The 18,001-nt window shown below is 73.2% G+C and carries 2 protein-coding genes; both read right to left on the reverse strand.

Features of this window, described 5'->3' with window-relative positions:
- A partial coding sequence (locus JGS22_RS25585) for a type I polyketide synthase (protein ID WP_443742862.1) occupies positions 1-11,506 on the reverse strand: 11,506 nt, incomplete at its 3' end.
- Positions 11,507-11,827: 321 nt separating this feature from the next.
- A complete protein-coding gene (locus tag JGS22_RS25590; protein ID WP_211041205.1) occupies positions 11,828-17,974 on the reverse strand; it encodes a type I polyketide synthase in 6,147 nt (2,048 codons plus the stop codon).
- Between the last annotated feature and the right edge of the window lie 27 nt (positions 17,975-18,001).

The raw sequence follows: 18,001 nt of genomic DNA on the forward strand, positions 1-18,001 counted from the left end.
GCTTGAGGTAGTCGCTGGAGGAGAGCCCGGCGAAGACGCCGGTGCGGGTGCCGCGGACCGAGCGGGGGTCGATGCCGGCGCGTTCGAAGCTCTCCCAGGCGGTCTCCAGGAGGAGGCGCTGCTGGGGGTCCATGGCGAGGGCCTCGCGCGGGGAGATGCCGAAGAAGTCGGCGTCGAAGTCGGCGGCGTCGTGCAGGAATCCGCCCTCGCGGGTGCGGGAGCTGCCTTCGTGGGCGGGTACGGCGTCGTAGAGGGCGTCGAGGTTCCAGCCCCGGTCGGCGGGGAACGGCGCGATGGCGTCGGTGCCGTCGGCGAGGAGCTGCCACAGGTCCTCGGGCGAGCGGACGCCGCCGGGCAGTCGACAGGCCATGCCGACGATCGCGAAGGGCTCGTCGTCGCCGTGCGGGGCGTGCGCGGCGACGGGCGCGGCGGGTGCGGCGGTGAGGCCGTCGAAGAGTTCGGCGTCGAGGAAGGCGGCGAGTTCGGCGACGGTCGGGTGGTCGAAGACGAGGGTGGCGGGCAGCCGCAGGCCGGTGGCGCCGCTGAGACGGTTGCGGAGTTCGACGGCGGTCAGGGAGTCGAACCCGAGGTCGCGGAAAGCGCGTTGGGCATGCAGCAGGTCGGGGTCGGCGTGGCCGAGGACGGCCGCCGCGTAGGTGCCGACGAGGTCGCGCAGGGCGGTGTGCCGGTCGTCGGCGGAGAGTCCGGCGAGACGTCCGCGGAGGGCGTCGGTGCCGGAGGCGGTGCCCGCTTCGGCGGTGCGGCGGGCCGGTCCCCGGTACAGGGCGCGCAGCAGATGCGGTATCTCGTCGGTCTCGGCGCGGAGTTGACCGGTGGAGAGGCGGATGGGCACCAGGTGCGGGCGCTGTTCGGTGAGCGCGGCATCGAAGAGGGCCATGCCGTCGGCGGCGGAGAGAGGCAGTACACCGGAGCGGCGGACCCGGGCGAGGTCGGTGGCGTCGAGTTGGCCGGTGAGGGCGCTGGTGTCGGCCCACAGGCCCCAGGAGAGGGAGGTGGTGGGCAGTCCGGCGGCGCGGCGGCGGTGGGCGAGCGCGTCGAGGTAGGTGTTGGCGGCGGCGTAGTTGGCCTGCCCTGCGTTGCCGAAGACTCCGGCGCCCGCCGAGAACAGCACGAGGTCGGCGAGGTCGAGGTCGCGGGTGAGGCGGTCGAGGTTGCGGGCGGCATCGGCCTTGGGGGCGAGGACGGTGCGCAGCCGGTCGGGGGTGAGGGCTTCCAGGGCGCCGTCGTCGACGGTGCCCGCGGCGTGCACGACGGCGGTGAGGGGGTGTGCGGCCGGGACTGCGGCGAGGAGCGCGGCGAGGGCGTCGGGGTCGGCCGCGTCGCAGGCGGCGACGGTGACCTCGGCGCCGGACTCGCGCAGTTCGGCGGCGAGTTCGGCGGCGCCGGGGGTGTCGGGTCCGCGCCGTCCGGTGAGGAGGAGGTGGCGCATGCCGTGCCGGGTGACGAGGTGCCGGGCGAGGATGCCGCCGAGGACTCCGACGCCGCCGGTGACCAGAACGGTGCCCTCGGGGTCCCAGCTGCGCGGCAGGGTGAGGACGATCTTGCCGTAATGCTTGGCCTGCGCCATGTGCCGGAACGCGGCGCGGGCGTGGCGGACGTCCCAGGTGACGGTGGGCAGCGGAGCGAGGGCACCGGTCGCGAAGAGGTCCGTGAGGTCGCGGAACATCTCCTGGATGCGGTCCTCGCCCGCCTCGCGCAGCTCGTACGCCTGGTAGAGGGCGACGGCCGGGTGGTCGACGACGACCTGTCCGGGGTCGCGGACGTCGGTCTTGCCCATCTCGACGAGGCGGCCGCCGGGGGCGAGCAGGCGCAGGGAGGCGTCGATGAACTCGCCCGCGAGGGAGTTGAGGACGACGTCGACGCCGCGTCCGCCGCTGGTGGCGCGGAAGCGGTCCTCGAAGTCGAGGGTGCGGGAGGAGGCGAGGCGGTCGCCGGCCCAGCCGTCGGCGCGCAGCAGGTCGCGCTTGTGGTCGCCCGCGGTGCCGTACACGTCGGCGCCCCAGTGCCGGGCCAGTTGGGCGGCGGCCATGCCGACTCCGCCCGCGGCTGCGTGCACGAGGACGGACTCGCCCGCCTGCAGGTGGGCGAGGTCGCGGAGGCCGTAGTAGGCGGTGAGGTAGGCGACGGGCACGGAGGCGGCCTGGGCCCAGGTCCAGCCGTCGGGGGTGGGCGCGACCATGCGGGCGTCGGCGACGGCGTGGGTGGCGAAGCCGCCGGAGACCAGGCCCATCACGCGGTCGCCGGGGGCGAATCCGGTGACGTCCGCTCCGACGGCGGTGACGACACCGGCCGCCTCGGCGCCCAGGAGCACGGCGGGGCCGGGGTACATGTCGAGGGTGTTGAGGACGTCGCGGAAGTTGAGTCCGGCGGCGCGCACCTCGATGACGAGTTGTCCGGCGGCGGGCGTGGTGAGCTCCTCGGGGCAGGGCACGAGGTCGAGCTTGTCGACGGAGCCCTTCTCGGGGATGTCGAGACGCCAGGTGTCGGTGCCGGTGGGCACGGTGAGGACGTCGTCGCCGCGCGGGCGGGTCAGGCGCGGGGCGTACGCGGCGCCCTGGCGGAGGGCGAGTTGCGGCTCTCCGGAGGCGAGGGCGGCGGGCAGTGCGAGCCAGGAGTCGGTGTGCGGGTCGAGGTCGGCGAGGACCAGGCGGCCCGGGTACTGGGCCTGGGCGGACCGCACCAGCCCCCAGACGGCGGCGCCGCGCAGGTCGTGGGCGGGGTCGCCGCTCGCGGTGGCGACGGCGCCGCGGGTGACGACGACCAGCGGGGTGGTGTCGGTGCGGTCGTCGGCGAGCCACTCCTGGACGGTGGCGAGCACCTCGTCGAGGACGGTGTCGGGGACGTCGGAGGTGCTGTCCCCGTCGGCGGCGGCCCCGGCGAACAGGACGGCGACGGAGGGGAGTTCTGCGACGGCGTCGGAGACGGTGGTGTGACGGGGCAGCGGGTCGCCGCTGCCGTCGGGTGCGACGGGTTCGGCGGCGGGGTCGCCGAGGACGGCCCAGTCGGTGGCGGCAGGTGCGGCGGCGGGCGGGGTGACGGGGGTCCAGTCGAGGCGGAACAGCCAGTCGCGGGCGGCGCGGGCCGACGCGTCGAGGGTCTCGGCGGCGACCTCGCGGACGGTGAGCCGCTCGATGGCGGCGACGGGTGCCCCGGTGGGGTCGGTGAGGTGGACGGAGACGGTGTCCCGGCCGTCCGGGGAGACCCGTACCCGCAGAGCGGTCGCGCCGGTGGCGTGCAGGGCGACCCCGGACCAGGCGAACGGCACCACGGTGCGGCCGTCGGCGGCGCCCGGGGCGAGGTGGGCGGCGTGCAGGGCGGCGTCGAGGAGCGCGGGGTGGATGCCGAAGCGTCCGGCGTCGCCGGCGACCGCCTCGGGCAGGACGACCTCGGAGAACAGGTCGTCGCCGCGGCTCCAGACGGCGCGGACTCCCTGGAAGACCGGGCCGAAGGCGTAACCGCGGTCGGCGAGCGTCGAGTAGAAGCCGTCGGAGGCGAGAGCGGTGGCGCCGCGCGGGGGCCACACGGTGAAGTCCTCGGGCCGTTCGACGGCGGGTGCGCCGGGTTCGGTGAGGGTGCCCTGGGCGCGCAGGGTCCAGAGGTCCTCGGTGTCGCCGTCCGGTCCGGTGGCGCGGGTGTGCACGGTGACGGGCCGGCACCCGCCCTGGTCGGGTACGCCGACGCCGATCTGGACCTGGACCTCGCCGCGCTCCTGGAGGACGACGGGCGCCTGGAGGGTGAGTTCGTCGACGCGACCGCAGCCGAGGACGTCGCCGGCGCGGATCACGGACTCGACGAGCGCGGTGCCGGGGACGATCACGGTGCCGGACACGGCGTGGTCGGCGAGCCAGGGGTGGGTGCGCAGCGACCAGCGCGCGGTGGCCACCAGGCCGTCGCCACCCGCGAGTTCGACGGAGGCGCCGAGCAGGGGGTGGTCCGGGGAGTCGAGTCCGGCGGAGCTGACGTCGCCGCCGAGGTCGGCGAAGCGCGGCCAGTAGTGCTGCCGTTGGAAGGGGTAGGTGGGGAGGTCGACGCGGCGGGGCCGCAGACCCTCCCAGTGAACGCCCCAGTCGACGTCCGCGCCCAACGCCCACGCCTCGCTCAACGACAGCGCAAAACGCTCCAAACCACCCTCGTCACGCCGCAGCGTCCCCACCACACCCGCACGCACCCCCGCATCCTCAATCGTCTCCTGCACCCCCGTCGCCACCACCGGATGCGCACTGATCTCCGCAAACACCTGAAAACCATCAGCAAGCAACGCACGCGTCGCCGCCTCGAACTCCACCGTCCCCCGCAAATTCCGATACCAATACGAACCATCCAACTCGACGGTGTCAATCACAGAACCCGACACCGTCGAATAGAACGGCACCGCACCCGAACGCCCCACCACCGAAGAAAGCAACTCCGCCAACTCACCCTCAATACGCTCCACATGCACAGAATGAGACGCATAATCCACCGCAACCCGACGAACCCGAACCCCCAACCCCTCACACCGCTCCACAAAAACATCCAACACATCCGCATCACCCGACACCACCACCGACGACGGCCCATTCACCGCCGCCACACCAATACGACCCCCGAACTCCCCCAACAACGACCGCACTTCCTCCACACCCCGCGCAACCGAAACCATCCCACCCAAACCCGAAAGAGCCCGCAACGCCCGCGACCGCAACGCAACAACCCGCGCACCATCCTCAACCGACAAACCACCCGCCACCACCGCAGCAGCAATCTCCCCCTGCGAATGACCCACCACCGCAGCAGGCTCCACACCACCCACACGCCACACCTCAGCCAACGACACCATCACCGCCCACAAAGCAGGCTGCACCACATCAACCCGCTCCAACGACGCAGCACCCTCAACCCCCCTCAACACATCAAGCAACGACCAATCCGTAAACGCCTCCAACGCCACACCACACTCAGCAACCCGCGACGCAAACACCGACGACGAAGCAAGCAACTCCACCGCCATACCCACCCACTGAGAACCCTGACCCGGAAAAACAAAGACAACGCCGCCGGCGCCCTCACCCGCGGTCGCCTCGACGACCCGGGCAGACGCCTCGCCCGCGGCCAGCGCGTCGAGCCCGGCCAGGAAGGTGTCGGTGTCCCGGCCGACGACGACGGCACGCCGGTCCATCGGCGCCCGGGTGACGGCGAGGGCGTGGGCCACATCCAGCGGCGCGGCGCCGGAGGCGCGCACCCGGGTGGCCAGCCGTGCCGCCTGCTCGGCGAGCGCGGCGCCGGTCTTCGCGGAGATCACCCAGGGCAGCCAACGGCCCTCGGCGGCGGCGGAATCGGCGTCGGCGTCGCCCACTGTGACGGGCTCGGCCGCCTCCTCGACCCGCTCCTCGGCCGGCGCCTCCTCCAGAACGAGGTGGCCGTTGGTGCCGCTGATGCCGAAGGAGGAGATGCCCGCCCGGCGCGGACGGCCCGTCTCCGGCCACGGGGTGGCCTCGGTGAGCAGGCGCACCGCGCCGCTCGACCAGTCGACCACGGGGGTCGGGTTGGTGATGTGCAGGCTCCTGGGCAGCACGCCGTGCTCCATCGCCAGGACCATCTTCATCATTCCGGCGACACCGGCGGCGGCCTGGGTGTGGCCGATGTTCGACTTCAGGGAGCCGAGCAGCAGCGGCTGTCCGGGAGCGCGGCCCTGGCCGTAGGTGGCGAGGATGGCCTGCGCCTCGATGGGGTCGCCGAGCGGGGTGCCGGTGCCGTGCGCCTCGACGACGTCGACCTCGCCCGCGGTGAGCCCGGCGTTGGCGAGGGCCTGCCGGATGACGCGCTGCTGGGAGGGGCCGTTGGGCGCGGTGAGCCCGTTGGAGGCACCGTCCTGGTTGAGCGCGGAACCACGCACCACCGCGAGGACCGGATGACCGTTGCGACGCGCATCGGAGAGGCGCTCCAGCAGGACCAGGCCGACGCCCTCGGCGAAGCCCATGCCGTCGGCGCCCTCGGCGAACGCCTTGCAGCGACCGTCGGCGGCGAGACCTCGCTGCCGGGAGAACTCGACATACGGCTCGGGCGTGGACATGACGGTGACACCGCCGGCGAGGGCCATCGTGCACTCGCCGGTGCGCAGTGACTGCAGCGCCAGGTGGAGCGCCACCATGGACGAGGAGCAGCCGGTGTCCATGGTGACGGCCGGGCCCTCGAAGCCGTACGTGTAGGAGAGGCGGCCGGAGGCGATGCTGGAGGCGTTGCCGGTCATCAGGTGACCGGCCAACTCCTCCTGGGCTGCGGCTCCGCCGAGCCTGACCTGGTAGTCGGTGGTGATGCTGCCGACGAAGACGCCGGTTGCGCTGTTGCGCAGGGTCTGCGGGTCGATCCCGGCGCGCTCGAAGGTCTCCCAGGACGTCTCCAGCAGAAGCCGCTGCTGCGGGTCCATGGCGAGCGCCTCGCGCGGCGAGATCCCGAAGAAGGCAGGGTCGAATCCGGCGACGTCCCGGATGAAGCCGCCCTCGCGGCTGTAGGTGGTGCCCTGCCGCTCGGGGTCCGGGTCGTACATCGCGTCGAGGTCCCAGCCGCGGTCCTCGGGCGGGGTGGAGACGACGTCGAGTTCGGCCGCCACGAGGTCCCAGAGTTCCTCGGGTGTAGTGACGCCGCCGGGGAAGCGGCAGGCCATGGCGACGACGGCCATCGGCTCGTCGGTGACGCCCGCGGAGACCACCACGGGCTGGGCGGCGGGACGTTCGTCGCCGAGCAGCAGAGTGCGCAGATGGGCGGCGACGGCGGTGGTGTTGGGGTAGTCGAAGAGGAGCGTGGTGGGGAGGGCGACGTCGGTCGCGGCGGTGATCCGGTTGCGTACCTCGACGGCGGTCAGCGAGTCGAACCCGAGGTCCTTGAAGGCGCGGTTGACGTCGATGGCGTCCGGTGAGGAGTGGCGCAGCGCGGTGGCGACCTCCGCTCGGATCAGGTCGGTGAGCAGACGGTCCTGTTCGGCGGGGGCGAGGCCGCGCAGCCGCTCGCGCAGGGCGTGGGTGTCGGGGGCGGCAGGGGCGGTGGCGGCGGCCGTCTCCAGGGCGCGGCGGACCTCGGGCAGGTCGCCGAGGAGCGGGCTGGGCCTGGCCGCGGTCAGCACGCCCGCGTAGGACTGCCAGTCGACGTCGACGACGGTGGCGTGCGGAACGCCCTCGGCGACGGCGGCGCGCAGCGCGGCGACGGCGGTGTCGGGCGCCATGGGGGCGAGGCCGTCGTGGCTCATGCGGTCGGCGAGCACGTCGGCGGTGGCCATGCCCGCGTCGGCCCAGGGTCCCCACGCGACGGAGGTGACGGGCAGCCCGGCGGCGCGGCGCTGTTCGGCGACGGCGTCCAGGTAGGCGTTGGCGGCGGCGTAGTTGGCCTGTCCGGCGTTGCCGAGGACGCCGACGATCGACGAGAACAGCACGAACATCGTCAGCTCGTGACCGCGGGTCAGCTCGTCGAGGTTCGCGGTGCCGAGGGTCTTGGGGCGCAGGACGGCGTCGAAGCGGCCCGGGGTGAGGCCGTCGAGGACACCGTCGTCGAGGACGCCGGCGGCGTGCACGACGCCGGTCAGCGGGAGGTCGGCGGGGAGCGAGTCGAGGAGCCGGGCGAGCTGGTCGCGGTCGGCGACGTCGCAGTCGGCGACGGTGACCCGGGCGCCGAGGCCCTCCAACTCGCGGACGAGGTCGACGACTCCGGGCGCGTCGGCGCCGCGGCGGCTGGTGAGGACGAGGTGGCGGGTGCCGGAGGCGGCGAGCGAGCGGGCGACGTGCGCGCCGAGGGCGCCGGTGCCGCCGGTGACCAGGACGGTGTCGTGGGCGCCCCAGCCGCCGATTCCGTCGTCGTCGGTGGCCGGGGTGTCGGCTGCGCCGGACGCGTCGCCGGGAACGTCGCCGGACGCGTCCGTGGCGGGGGCCGGGTCGGGCAGGGGCATCCGGGCGAGGCGGCGTACGTGGGCGCCGGAGGGCCGTACGGCGATCTGGTCCTCGGTGCCGTCGAGGAGCGCGGCGAGCCGGGACAGGGTGCGGGCGTCGGGCGCGGCGGGCAGGTCGACGAGACCGCCCCAGCTGTCGGGGAGTTCGAGGGCGACGGCCCTGCCGAAGCCCCAGGTCTCGGCCTGGACCGGCGAGGTCAGCGGGTCGCGGCTGTCGACGGCGACGGCGCCCCGGGTGAGGGCCCAGAGGCGGGCTCCGGTGCCGGACAGGGCGTGCACCAGGTCCTTGGCGGCGGCGAGGCCGCGCGGCAGGGCGGGGTGGTCGGGGTGGGGGCGCTCGTCGAGGGCGAGCAGGGAGAGCACACCGGTGATGTCGGGGCCGTCGAGGAGCGCGGCGAGGGCCGCGGTGTCCTCGTCGCCGGTGAGGTCGTGGCGCTCGACGCGCAGACCGCGGGCGGTGAGGGCGCCGAGGACGGTGGCCACCCACGGGTCGTCGGCGTGGCCGGCCGGGACGAGGGCGGGCCAACGGCCGTCGGGTACCGCGCCGTCGGCGCCGGTGAGGGGGGACCAGCTGACGCGGTAGCGCCAGGAGTCGAGAGTGGAGAAGAGAGTGCGGCGGCGGCGCCAGGTGGCGAGTGCGGGCAGCAGCGCACCGAAGGCCTCGACGTCGTCGCCGGTGACCTCCAGTACGGAGGAGAGACGGGTGATGTCGCCGCTCTCGACGGCGGCCCAGAAGTCGCCGTCGGCCGCCTTTCCGGTGGCCGCGGGGGCGTCCGACTCGGCGGGGGTGAGCCAGTACCACTCGCGCTGGAAGGGGTAGGTGGGGAGGTCGACGCGGCGGGGCCGGAGACCGTCCCAGTGAACGCCCCAGTCGACGTCCGCGCCCAACGCCCACGCCTCGCTCAACGACAGCGCAAAACGCTCCAAACCACCCTCGTCACGCCGCAGCGTCCCCACCACACCCGCACTCACCCCCGCATCCTCAATCGTCTCCTGCACCCCCGTCGCCACCACCGGATGCGCACTGATCTCCGCAAACACCTGAAAACCATCAGCAAGCAACGCACGCGTCGCCGCCTCGAACTCCACCGTCCCCCGCAAATTCCGATACCAATACGAACCATCCAACTCGACGGTGTCAATCACAGAACCCGACACCGTCGAATAGAACGGCACCGCACCCGAACGCCCCACCACCGAAGAAAGCAACTCCGCCAACTCACCCTCAATACGCTCCACATGCACAGAATGAGACGCATAATCCACCGCAACCCGACGAACCCGAACCCCCAACCCCTCACACCGCTCCACAAAAACATCCAACACATCCGCATCACCCGACACCACCACCGACGACGGCCCATTCACCGCCGCCACACCAATACGACCCCCGAACTCCCCCAACAACGACCGCACTTCCTCCACACCCCGCGCAACCGAAACCATCCCACCCAAACCCGAAAGAGCCCGCAACGCCCGCGACCGCAACGCAACAACCCGCGCACCATCCTCAACCGACAAACCACCCGCCACCACCGCAGCAGCAATCTCCCCCTGCGAATGACCCACCACCGCAGCAGGCTCCACACCACCCACACGCCACACCTCAGCCAACGACACCATCACCGCCCACAAAGCAGGCTGCACCACATCAACCCGCTCCAACGACGCAGCACCCTCAACCCCCCTCAACACATCAAGCAACGACCAATCCGTAAACGCCTCCAACGCCACACCACACTCAGCAACCCGCGACGCAAACACCGACGACGAAGCAAGCAACTCCACCGCCATACCCACCCACTGAGAACCCTGACCCGGAAAAACAAACACCACACCACCGGCGCCCTCACCCGCCGTGCCGGTCACGGTGGCGGGCGAGGACTCTCCCGCAGCCAGCGCATCGAGCCCGGTGAGCAGCTCGTCGGTGGTGCGGCCGACGACGGCCGCGCGGTGGTCCAGGGCGACACGGGTGACGGACAGGGCGTGGGCCACATCGAGGGCGCCGGCGTCCGAGGAGCGGACGGCGTCCGCGAGCCGGGCGGCCTGCTCGCGGACCGCCGTGCGGGTCTTCCCGGAGATCACCCAGGGCAGCCAGCGCCCGTCGGCGTCGGAGCCGTCTGCGTCTGCGGGCGCGTCTGCGGGCGCGGCCTGCTCCTCGGACCTGTCCTCGGCGGGCGCCTCCTCCAGGACGAGGTGCGCGTTGGTGCCGCTGACGCCGAACGAGGACACCGCGGCCCTGCGCGGACGGCCGGTCTCGGGCCAGGCGGTGTGGTCGGTGAGGAGCTCGACACCGCCGTCCGCCCAGTCGGCGTGCGGGGTGGGCGCGTCGATGTGGAGGCTCTTGGGGAGGGTGCCGTGCCGCATGGCCTGCACCATCTTGATGACGCCCGCGACACCCGAAGCGGCCTGCGTGTGGCCGGTGTTGGACTTGAGGGAGCCGAGCAGCAGCGGCTGGGCGTCGCCCCGGTCGCGTCCGTAGGTGGCCAGGAGGGCCTGGGCCTCGATGGGGTCGCCGAGGGTGGTGCCGGTGCCGTGCGCCTCGACGACGTCGACCTCGCCCGCAGTGAGCCCGGAGTCGATGAGGGCCTGACGTATCAGGCGCTGCTGGGAGGGGCCGTTGGGCGCGGTGAGCCCGTTGGAGGCACCGTCCTGGTTGAGGGCGGAACCACGCACCACCGCGAGGACCGGATGGCCGTTGCGACGGGCGTCGGAGAGGCGCTCCAGCAGGACCAGGCCGACGCCCTCGGACCAGCCGGTGCCGTCGGCGCCCTCGGCGAACGCCTTGCAGCGACCGTCGGCGGCGAGACCGCGCTGCCGGGAGAACTCGGTGAACATCTTCGGCGTCGACATCACGGTGGCGCCGCCCGCGAGGGCGAGAGAGCTCTCCCCCTGGCGCAGGGACCGGACCGCGAGGTGGAGCGCGACCAGCGAGGAGGAGCAGGCGGTGTCGACGGTGACCGCGGGGCCCTCGAAGCCGTACGTGTAGGAGAGCCGGCCGGAGGCCACGGCGACGGTGTTGCCGGTCAGGAGGTGTCCGGCGACCTCCTCCTGACGTCCCCGGGAGGCGCCGTCGTAGTCGCCGTGTCCAGTGCCGACGAAGACGCCGGTGCTGCTGCCGGTGAGGGTGTCGGGAACGATCCCGGCGCGCTCCAGCGCCTCCCAGGACGTCTCCAGCAGGAGCCGCTGCTGCGGGTCCATGGCGAGCGCCTCGCGCGGCGAGATACCGAAGAAGGCCGGGTCGAACTCGCCCGCGGTGTGCAGGAATCCGCCTTCGCGCGTGTACGTGGTGCCGTGGTGCGCGGGGTCCGGGTGGAACAGTCGGTCCAGGTCCCAGCCGCGGTTGTCGGGGAACGCGGAGATGGCGTCGACACCCTCGCGGGCCAGATCCCACAGATCGTCGGGGGTGCGGACACCGCCCGGGTAGCGGCAGGCCATGCCGACGACGGCGATGGGCTCGCGGTCGCGGCCCTCGGCCTCGCTCAGCTGCTGCCTGGCCTCCTGAAGGTCGGCGACAGCCCGCTTGAGATACGCGCGGAGCTTGTCCTCGTTCGACATCAGGTAGCCCACCTCTCCATGAGATTCCGGAAACGCGAAGTTCGACGAACGGCGATCTCCGAACTCCACGACCCGACCGTTCCGAAGGCCAGTCTGGCGATCTCGGACTGCGTGTTTCCCTAGAGCATGGGGACGTTGCGGACGTACGGGGCCCGACAGCGGGCGGTAAGGGCGCGGAGGACTGGTGAATTCCCTCGACTGTTCTTGCTATCGGCGGGCGCCACCGGGCTTGGTGTCGGAAGTTTTCGGCGGGACGGCGTTTGCGGGAGCACGCCGAAGGCCCGGGACCGGCCGCAGCGCGACCGGTCCCGGGCCTTCGAGTGAGCGCGGTTCTCAGCCGGCCGGGGCCGTCTCCGTCCGCGCGGTGGCGCGGTCCTCCAGAGCGGTGAGCCACTCGTGGACGAGGTCGGCGGCGGGCCCCGAGTCCTCACGGATGAGGGACAGATGGTCGGAGTCGAGGGGCAGGACGTCGGCGCCGGGCACGACCGGCACGAGGAGCCGCTCGGGGTCCGGCGCGGGGACGCCCTCGATGAGGGCCCGGGTGCACTTGACCTCCAGGACGGGCGCGGTGGTGGGGTGCACGTCCAGGGCGTTGAGGAGCACCATCCAGCGACCCATCGCGGAGAGGCGGGAGTTGGTGAGGCGCACCGGGGAGTCGTCGACGGCGGTGAAGTTGAACTTCATCATGCCGTTGTAGTCGACGCCCTCGTCGCTGTTGTGCTGGATGCTGAGGGTGTCGAGGAGGACGACGGCGGTGGGTCGGATGCCCCAGGTGCTCTCCAGAACACCTGCCGCCGCGTAGGCGAGGGAGCCTCCGGAGGAGTGGCCGACGAGCACGAAGGGGTTGCCGTCGGCGGCCTGGAGGGCGCTCTCGGCGATGACCCGGGCCGCCGCGGCGGCGTGGGCGGGCAGCGCCTCACCGGTGTTGAAGCCGACGAGCGGCAGGGCGGCGACGTCGCGGCGGCCCCGGAAGTGCCCGGAGAGGGTGGCGTACTGGTGGACGCCGCCGTTGGCGGTGGGCGCGCTGACGCAGATCAGCCGGGTGGCGGCGGGCCCCTCGGCGAGCGTCACCGGCCAGGGCAGGTCCTCCAGTTCGGCGGTGACCTCGAAGGACGGGCGGAGCGCGGCGACGGTGGCGAGCATCCGCTGTGCCTCGCGCAGCTTGCCCTGGGCGAGTCCGTCGAGGAAGAGGCGCTCCATGGAGTCGTTCTCGGTGGGGCCGCCGCCGGTCTGCGGGGCCGCGCCGCCCTGGGCGCCGAGTTCGGTGCGCAGCCAGGCGGTGAGACCGTTCGGGGAGCCGCTGTCGTAGACGATGCTGGCGGGCAGCTGGAGGCCGGTGACGTCGCTGAGCTTGCGGCGCAGTTCGATGCCGATCAGGGAGTCGAAGCCGAGTTCGAGGAAGTCGCGCTCGGGGTCGATCTCGGTCGGGTCGGTGTGGCCGAGCAGCTCGGCGGAGCAGGCGATCACCAGGTCCAGCAGGGCGCTCTCCTGGTCGGCGGCGCCGAGCGAGGCGAAGCTCTCGCGGAAGGAGACCGCGTCGAGCACCCGGGCCGGAGCGGCGGCCGAGGCGGTCCTGCGGGGTGCGGTGACCAGACCGCGCATCAGCGGCGGCACCTCGTCGGCGTGGACGGCGGCCGGAGGCGTGCCGAGGGTGGTGGCGACGACGAAGGGGGTACGACGGGCCAGGGCCGCGTCGAGCAGCTCGAGCGCGCGGCCGCAGGGCAGGGTGTCGATGCCGCGGGAGCGGATGCGCTGGCGTCCGGCGTCGGTGAGCAGCTCGCTCGCCATGCCGTCGTCGAGGTCCCAGGCGCCCCAGGCGACGGACAGCGCGGGCAGGCCCTGCGCGGCGCGGTACTGGGCGAGGGTGTCCAGGAAGAGATTGCCGGCGACGTAGTTGGCCTGGCCCGCGCGGGCCGTGACACCGGAGATCGAGGAGTAGAGGACGAACGCCTCGAGGTCGAGGTGGCGGGTGAGGTCGTGCAGATGCCAGGCGGCGTCGGCCTTGGGCCGCAGCACACCGTCGAGCCGCTCGGGGGTGAGGGAGGTGACGACTGCGTCGTCGAGGACCCCGGCCGCGTGGACGATCCCGGTCAGGGGATGGTCGGCGGGCACCTCGTCCAGGAGGGCGGCCAGGGCGGCCCGGTCGGTGACGTCGCAGGCGGCGACGGTGACGTGGGCGCCCGACTCGCGCAGTTCGGCGGCGAGTTCGGCGGCGCCGGGGGCCTCCGCGCCGCGCCGTCCGACCAGCAGCAGCCGGGTGACGTGGTGCTCGGCGACGAGGTGGCGGGCGGTGAGCGCGCCGAGGGTGCCGGTCCCGCCGGTGATGAGGACGGTGCCGCCGCGGGCGCCGCCGAAGAGGTCGGGCTGACCGGGTCCGTCCTGGTCCTCGGCGGGCGGGGGCAGTTGGGCGAGGCGGCCGACGAGGAGCCTGCCGGAGCGGACGGCGTTCTGCGGTTCGTCGGCGGCGAGGATCTCGTCGAGGGGCAGCGTGGTGCCGGGTTCGAGGTCGACGAGGGTGAGGCTGCCGGGGTGTTCGCCCTGGGCGGTGCGGACCATGCCCCAGACGGCGGCGCCCGCGAGGTTGTCCGCCGGGTCGCCCGGCCCGGCGGTGACGACTCCGCGGGCCACGAAGACGAGCCGGGCGCCCGCCGGGCGCGGTGCGGCCAGCCACTCCTGGAGCAGGCCGAGGGTGGCGCGGGTCGCCCCGTGGGTGGCGGCGACCGGATCGTCCCCGCTGTCGGGCACGGGCACGAGGACGACGGTGCCGTCCTCGGTGACCTCGTCGAGGGAGGCGAGGGTGGTGCCGGTGCCGAAGGAGTCGGCCCCTAGGCCCGCGCGGGGGCCGGAGGCGGGTGTGCCGCCGGGCTCGGCGGGCACCCAGTCGAGGCTCAGCAGACAGGCCCGGTCGGTGGCTCCGGGCCCGAGCAGCCGGGCGGCGGACGAGGGGCGCAGCGCGAGCGCACCGACGGACAGCACGGGACGTCCCGCGGAGTCGACGGCGGCGAGGGAGACGGTGTCCTCGCCGCCCTTGCCGATGCGCACCCGCAGCCGGGAGGCGCCGGAGGCGTGCAGGGTGACGTCGGACCAGGAGAACGGCAGCAGCCCCTGGTCGGCGTCCTTGAGATCGACGTACTCCACCGCGTGCAGGGCGGCGGTGAGCAGCGCGGGGTGCATCCCGAAGAGGGCGGCGTCGTCGGCGCGGGCGGGCAGCTCCAGCTCGGCGAAGACGTCGTCGCCGCGGGTCCAGGCGGCACGCAGCCCCTGGAAGACGGGTCCGTACTCGGTGCGCTCGTAGAAGCCGGTGAGGTCGACGGGGGTGGCGCCGGCGGGCGGCCAGGCGGTCTCCTCGAAGGGCACCCCGTGCTCGCCGGGAACGAGTACGCCGTCGGCGTGCTGGGTCCACGGCTCGTCGGCGGACGCGTCGGCGGGCCGCGAGTGGATGCCGAGGGGGCGTCCGCCGGAGGCGTCGGGGGCGCCGACGGTGACCTGGACGGCGACGGCGGCACTCGGGTCGAGAGCGAGGGGCGTGGTGAGGACGAGTTCCTGGACCCGGCCGCAGCCGACCTGGTCACCGGCGCGGACGGCCAGTTCGAGGAAGCCGGTGGCCGGGAAGAGGACATGGCCCCCCATGGTGTGGTCGGCGAGCCAGGGGTGGGTGCGCAGTCCGACCCGTCCGGTGAGCAGGACGCCCTCGGACCCGGCGAGGGAGACGGCGGCGCCGAGCAGCGGGTGCTGGGCCGGGGCGAGCCCCGCGCCGGGGATGTCGGCAGCGTGGGCGAGCGGGCGGGGCCAGTAACGGCGGTGCTGCCAGGCGTAGGTGGGCAGGTCGGTGCGGTGGGCGCCGGTGCCCTCGAACCACGCGGGCCAGTCGATCCGGACACCGGACACGTGCAGCTGGGCGAGGCCGGTGAGCAGGGCGTCCTGTTCGGGCCGCTGGGCGCGCAGCGCCGGTACGGCCACGCTGTCGGGGGCGTCGGTGGAGTCGAGGGTCTGCCGGGTGAGGGCGGTGAGGACTCCCCCGGGCCCGACCTCGAGGAACGCGTCGGCGCCCGCCTCGGCGAGCGCACGGACCCCGTCTGCGAACCGGACGGTTCCGCGCACATGCTTCACCCAGTAGGCGGCGGTGGTCAGTTGACCCGGCTCCGCGAGGGCGCCGGTGACGTTGGAGACCACCGGAATCGTCGGCTCGGCGTACGTCAGCCCCTCGGCGACGACGCGGAACGCGTCGAGCATCGGCTCCATCAGCGCCGAGTGGAAGGCGTGACTCACCGCAAGACGCTGGGTCTTGCGGCCCTCGGCGGCGAACTCCGCAGCCAGCGCCAGGACTTCGGCCTCCGGTCCCGCAAGGGCCACGGAGTCGGGCCCGTTGACGGCGGCGAGCGAGACACCCTCGGCCAGCCGCGGCGCGACCTCGGCCTCGGTCGCCTGCACAGCCACCATCGCGCCACCGGACGGCAGTTCCTGCATCAAACGGGCACGTGCGGAGACCAAGGCACACGCATCGTCCAGCGAGAACACCCCGGCCACATGCGCGGCGGCGATCTCACCGATCGAGTGACCGGCCACGAACTCCGGCCGCACACCCCACGACTCGACCAACCGGTACAGCGCCACCTCGACGGCGAACAGCGCAGGCTGCGTACAGCCGGTCGAGTGCAGCCGCTCGTCGTCCTCCGCGAACAGCACCTCCCGCAGCTCCGGAACATCCAGACGCGCCAACGCCGCATCCAACGCCTCCGCGAACACCGGGAAACGACCGTACAGTTCACGACCCATCCCGGCCCGCTGCGAACCCTGACCCGAGAACAGCACGGCAAGTGAACGCTCCACGGCACGCCCCCGCGCCACTTCCACCGGAGCACCGTCAACACCGTCAACACCCTGCGCACCCGCCAGCAGCACCGCACGGTGCTCGAAGGAGGAACGGCCGGTGGCCAGCGAGAGGCCGACGTCCAGCGGGGAGGCGCCGGTGACGGACGTGACGCGGGCGAGCTGGGCGTCCAGGGCGTCCCGGGTCTTCGCGGAGACCGTCCACGGCACGACGGTGGGGGTGGCGGTCGGCTTCTCCGGTTCGCCCTCGGCCGGTTGCCCGTCGGCCGGTTGACCGTCCGGCGCCTGCTCGATGACGACGTGGGCGTTGGTGCCGCTGATACCGAAGGACGACACACCGGCACGGCGCGGGCGGCCGGTCTCCGGCCACGCGTGACGCTCGGTGAGGAGGGCGACGTTGCCCGCGCTCCAGTCGACGTGCGTGGACGCCTCGCCGATGTGCAGGGACTTGGGCAGGACACCGTGCCGGATGGCGAGGATCGTCTTGATGACGCCCGCGACACCGGCGGCGGCCTGCGAGTGGCCGATGTTGGACTTCACCGAGCCCAGCAGCAGCGGACGGTCCTCGGGACGGTCCTGGCCGTAGGTCGCCAGCAGCGCCTGCGCCTCGATCGGGTCGCCGAGCGGGGTGCCGGTGCCGTGTGCCTCGACGGCGTCGACGTCGGCGGAGGAGAGTCCGGCGCCGGCCAGCGCCTGCCGGATCACCCGCTGCTGCGACGGGCCGTTGGGCGCGGTGAGCCCGTTGGAGGCGCCGTCCTGGTTGATGGCGGAGCCGCGCAGCACGGCGAGGACCTCGTGGCCGTTGCGGCGCGCGTCGGAGAGTCGCTCCAGGACGAGGACGCCGGCGCCCTCGGACCAGCCGGTGCCGTCGGCGTCGTCGGCGAAGGCCTTGCACCGACCGCTGGTGGAGATGCCGCCCTGGCGGGTGAAGCCGGAGAAGCCCATGGGCGTCGACATGACGGTGACGCCGCCCGCGAGGGCGAGGCCGCACTCCCCGTTGCGCAGGGCCTGCGCGGCCAGGTGGATGGCCACCAGCGACGCCGAGCAGGCGGTGTCGACGGTGACGGCGGGGCCCGCGAGGTCGAAGGCGTAGGACAGGCGTCCGGAGACGACGCTCGCGGTGAGGCCGGTGGTGGCGTGGCCCTCGGCGTCCTCTCGGGAGTTCATGACCACGCCGACGTAGTCGACGCCTGCGGTGCCGACGAAGACGCCGGTGCGGCTGCCGCGCAGCGACACCGGGTCGATACCGGCTCGCTCCACGGCCTCCCAGGACGTCTCCAGCAGGATGCGCTGCTGCGGGTCCATGGCGACCGCCTCGCGCGGCGAGATCCCGAAGAACGAGGCGTCGAAGGCAGCTGCGTCGACGAAGCCGCCCTCGCCCGCGGCGCTGCTCCCGGCGCCCTCGCCGTTGAGGGCGTCGAGGTCCCAGCCGCGGTCGGCGGGGAAGGGCGCGATGCCGTCGCGGCCCTCGTCGAGGAGGTTCCAGTACTCCTCGGGCGAGTTCACCCCGCCGGGCAGCCGACAGGACATGCCGACGACGGCGATGGGCTCGCGCCCGCGGGCCTCGGCCTCCTCCAGCCGCTTGCGGGTCTTGTGCAGATCGGCCGTGACCCACTTGAGGTAGTCGACGAGCTTCTTGTCATCGGGCATGACGGGGGGAACCTTCCTGTGGTGGAT

Source organism: Streptomyces tardus, from assembly GCF_018101125.2.
GTDB classification, from domain to species: Bacteria; Actinomycetota; Actinomycetes; order Streptomycetales; family Streptomycetaceae; genus Streptomyces; species Streptomyces tardus.

What these genes read in the sequence shown, in the direction of transcription:
- JGS22_RS25590 (WP_211041205.1), bottom strand. Translation starts at nt 17,974, where the DNA reads ATGCCCGATGACAAGAAGCTCGTCGACTACCTCAAGTGGGTCACGGCC.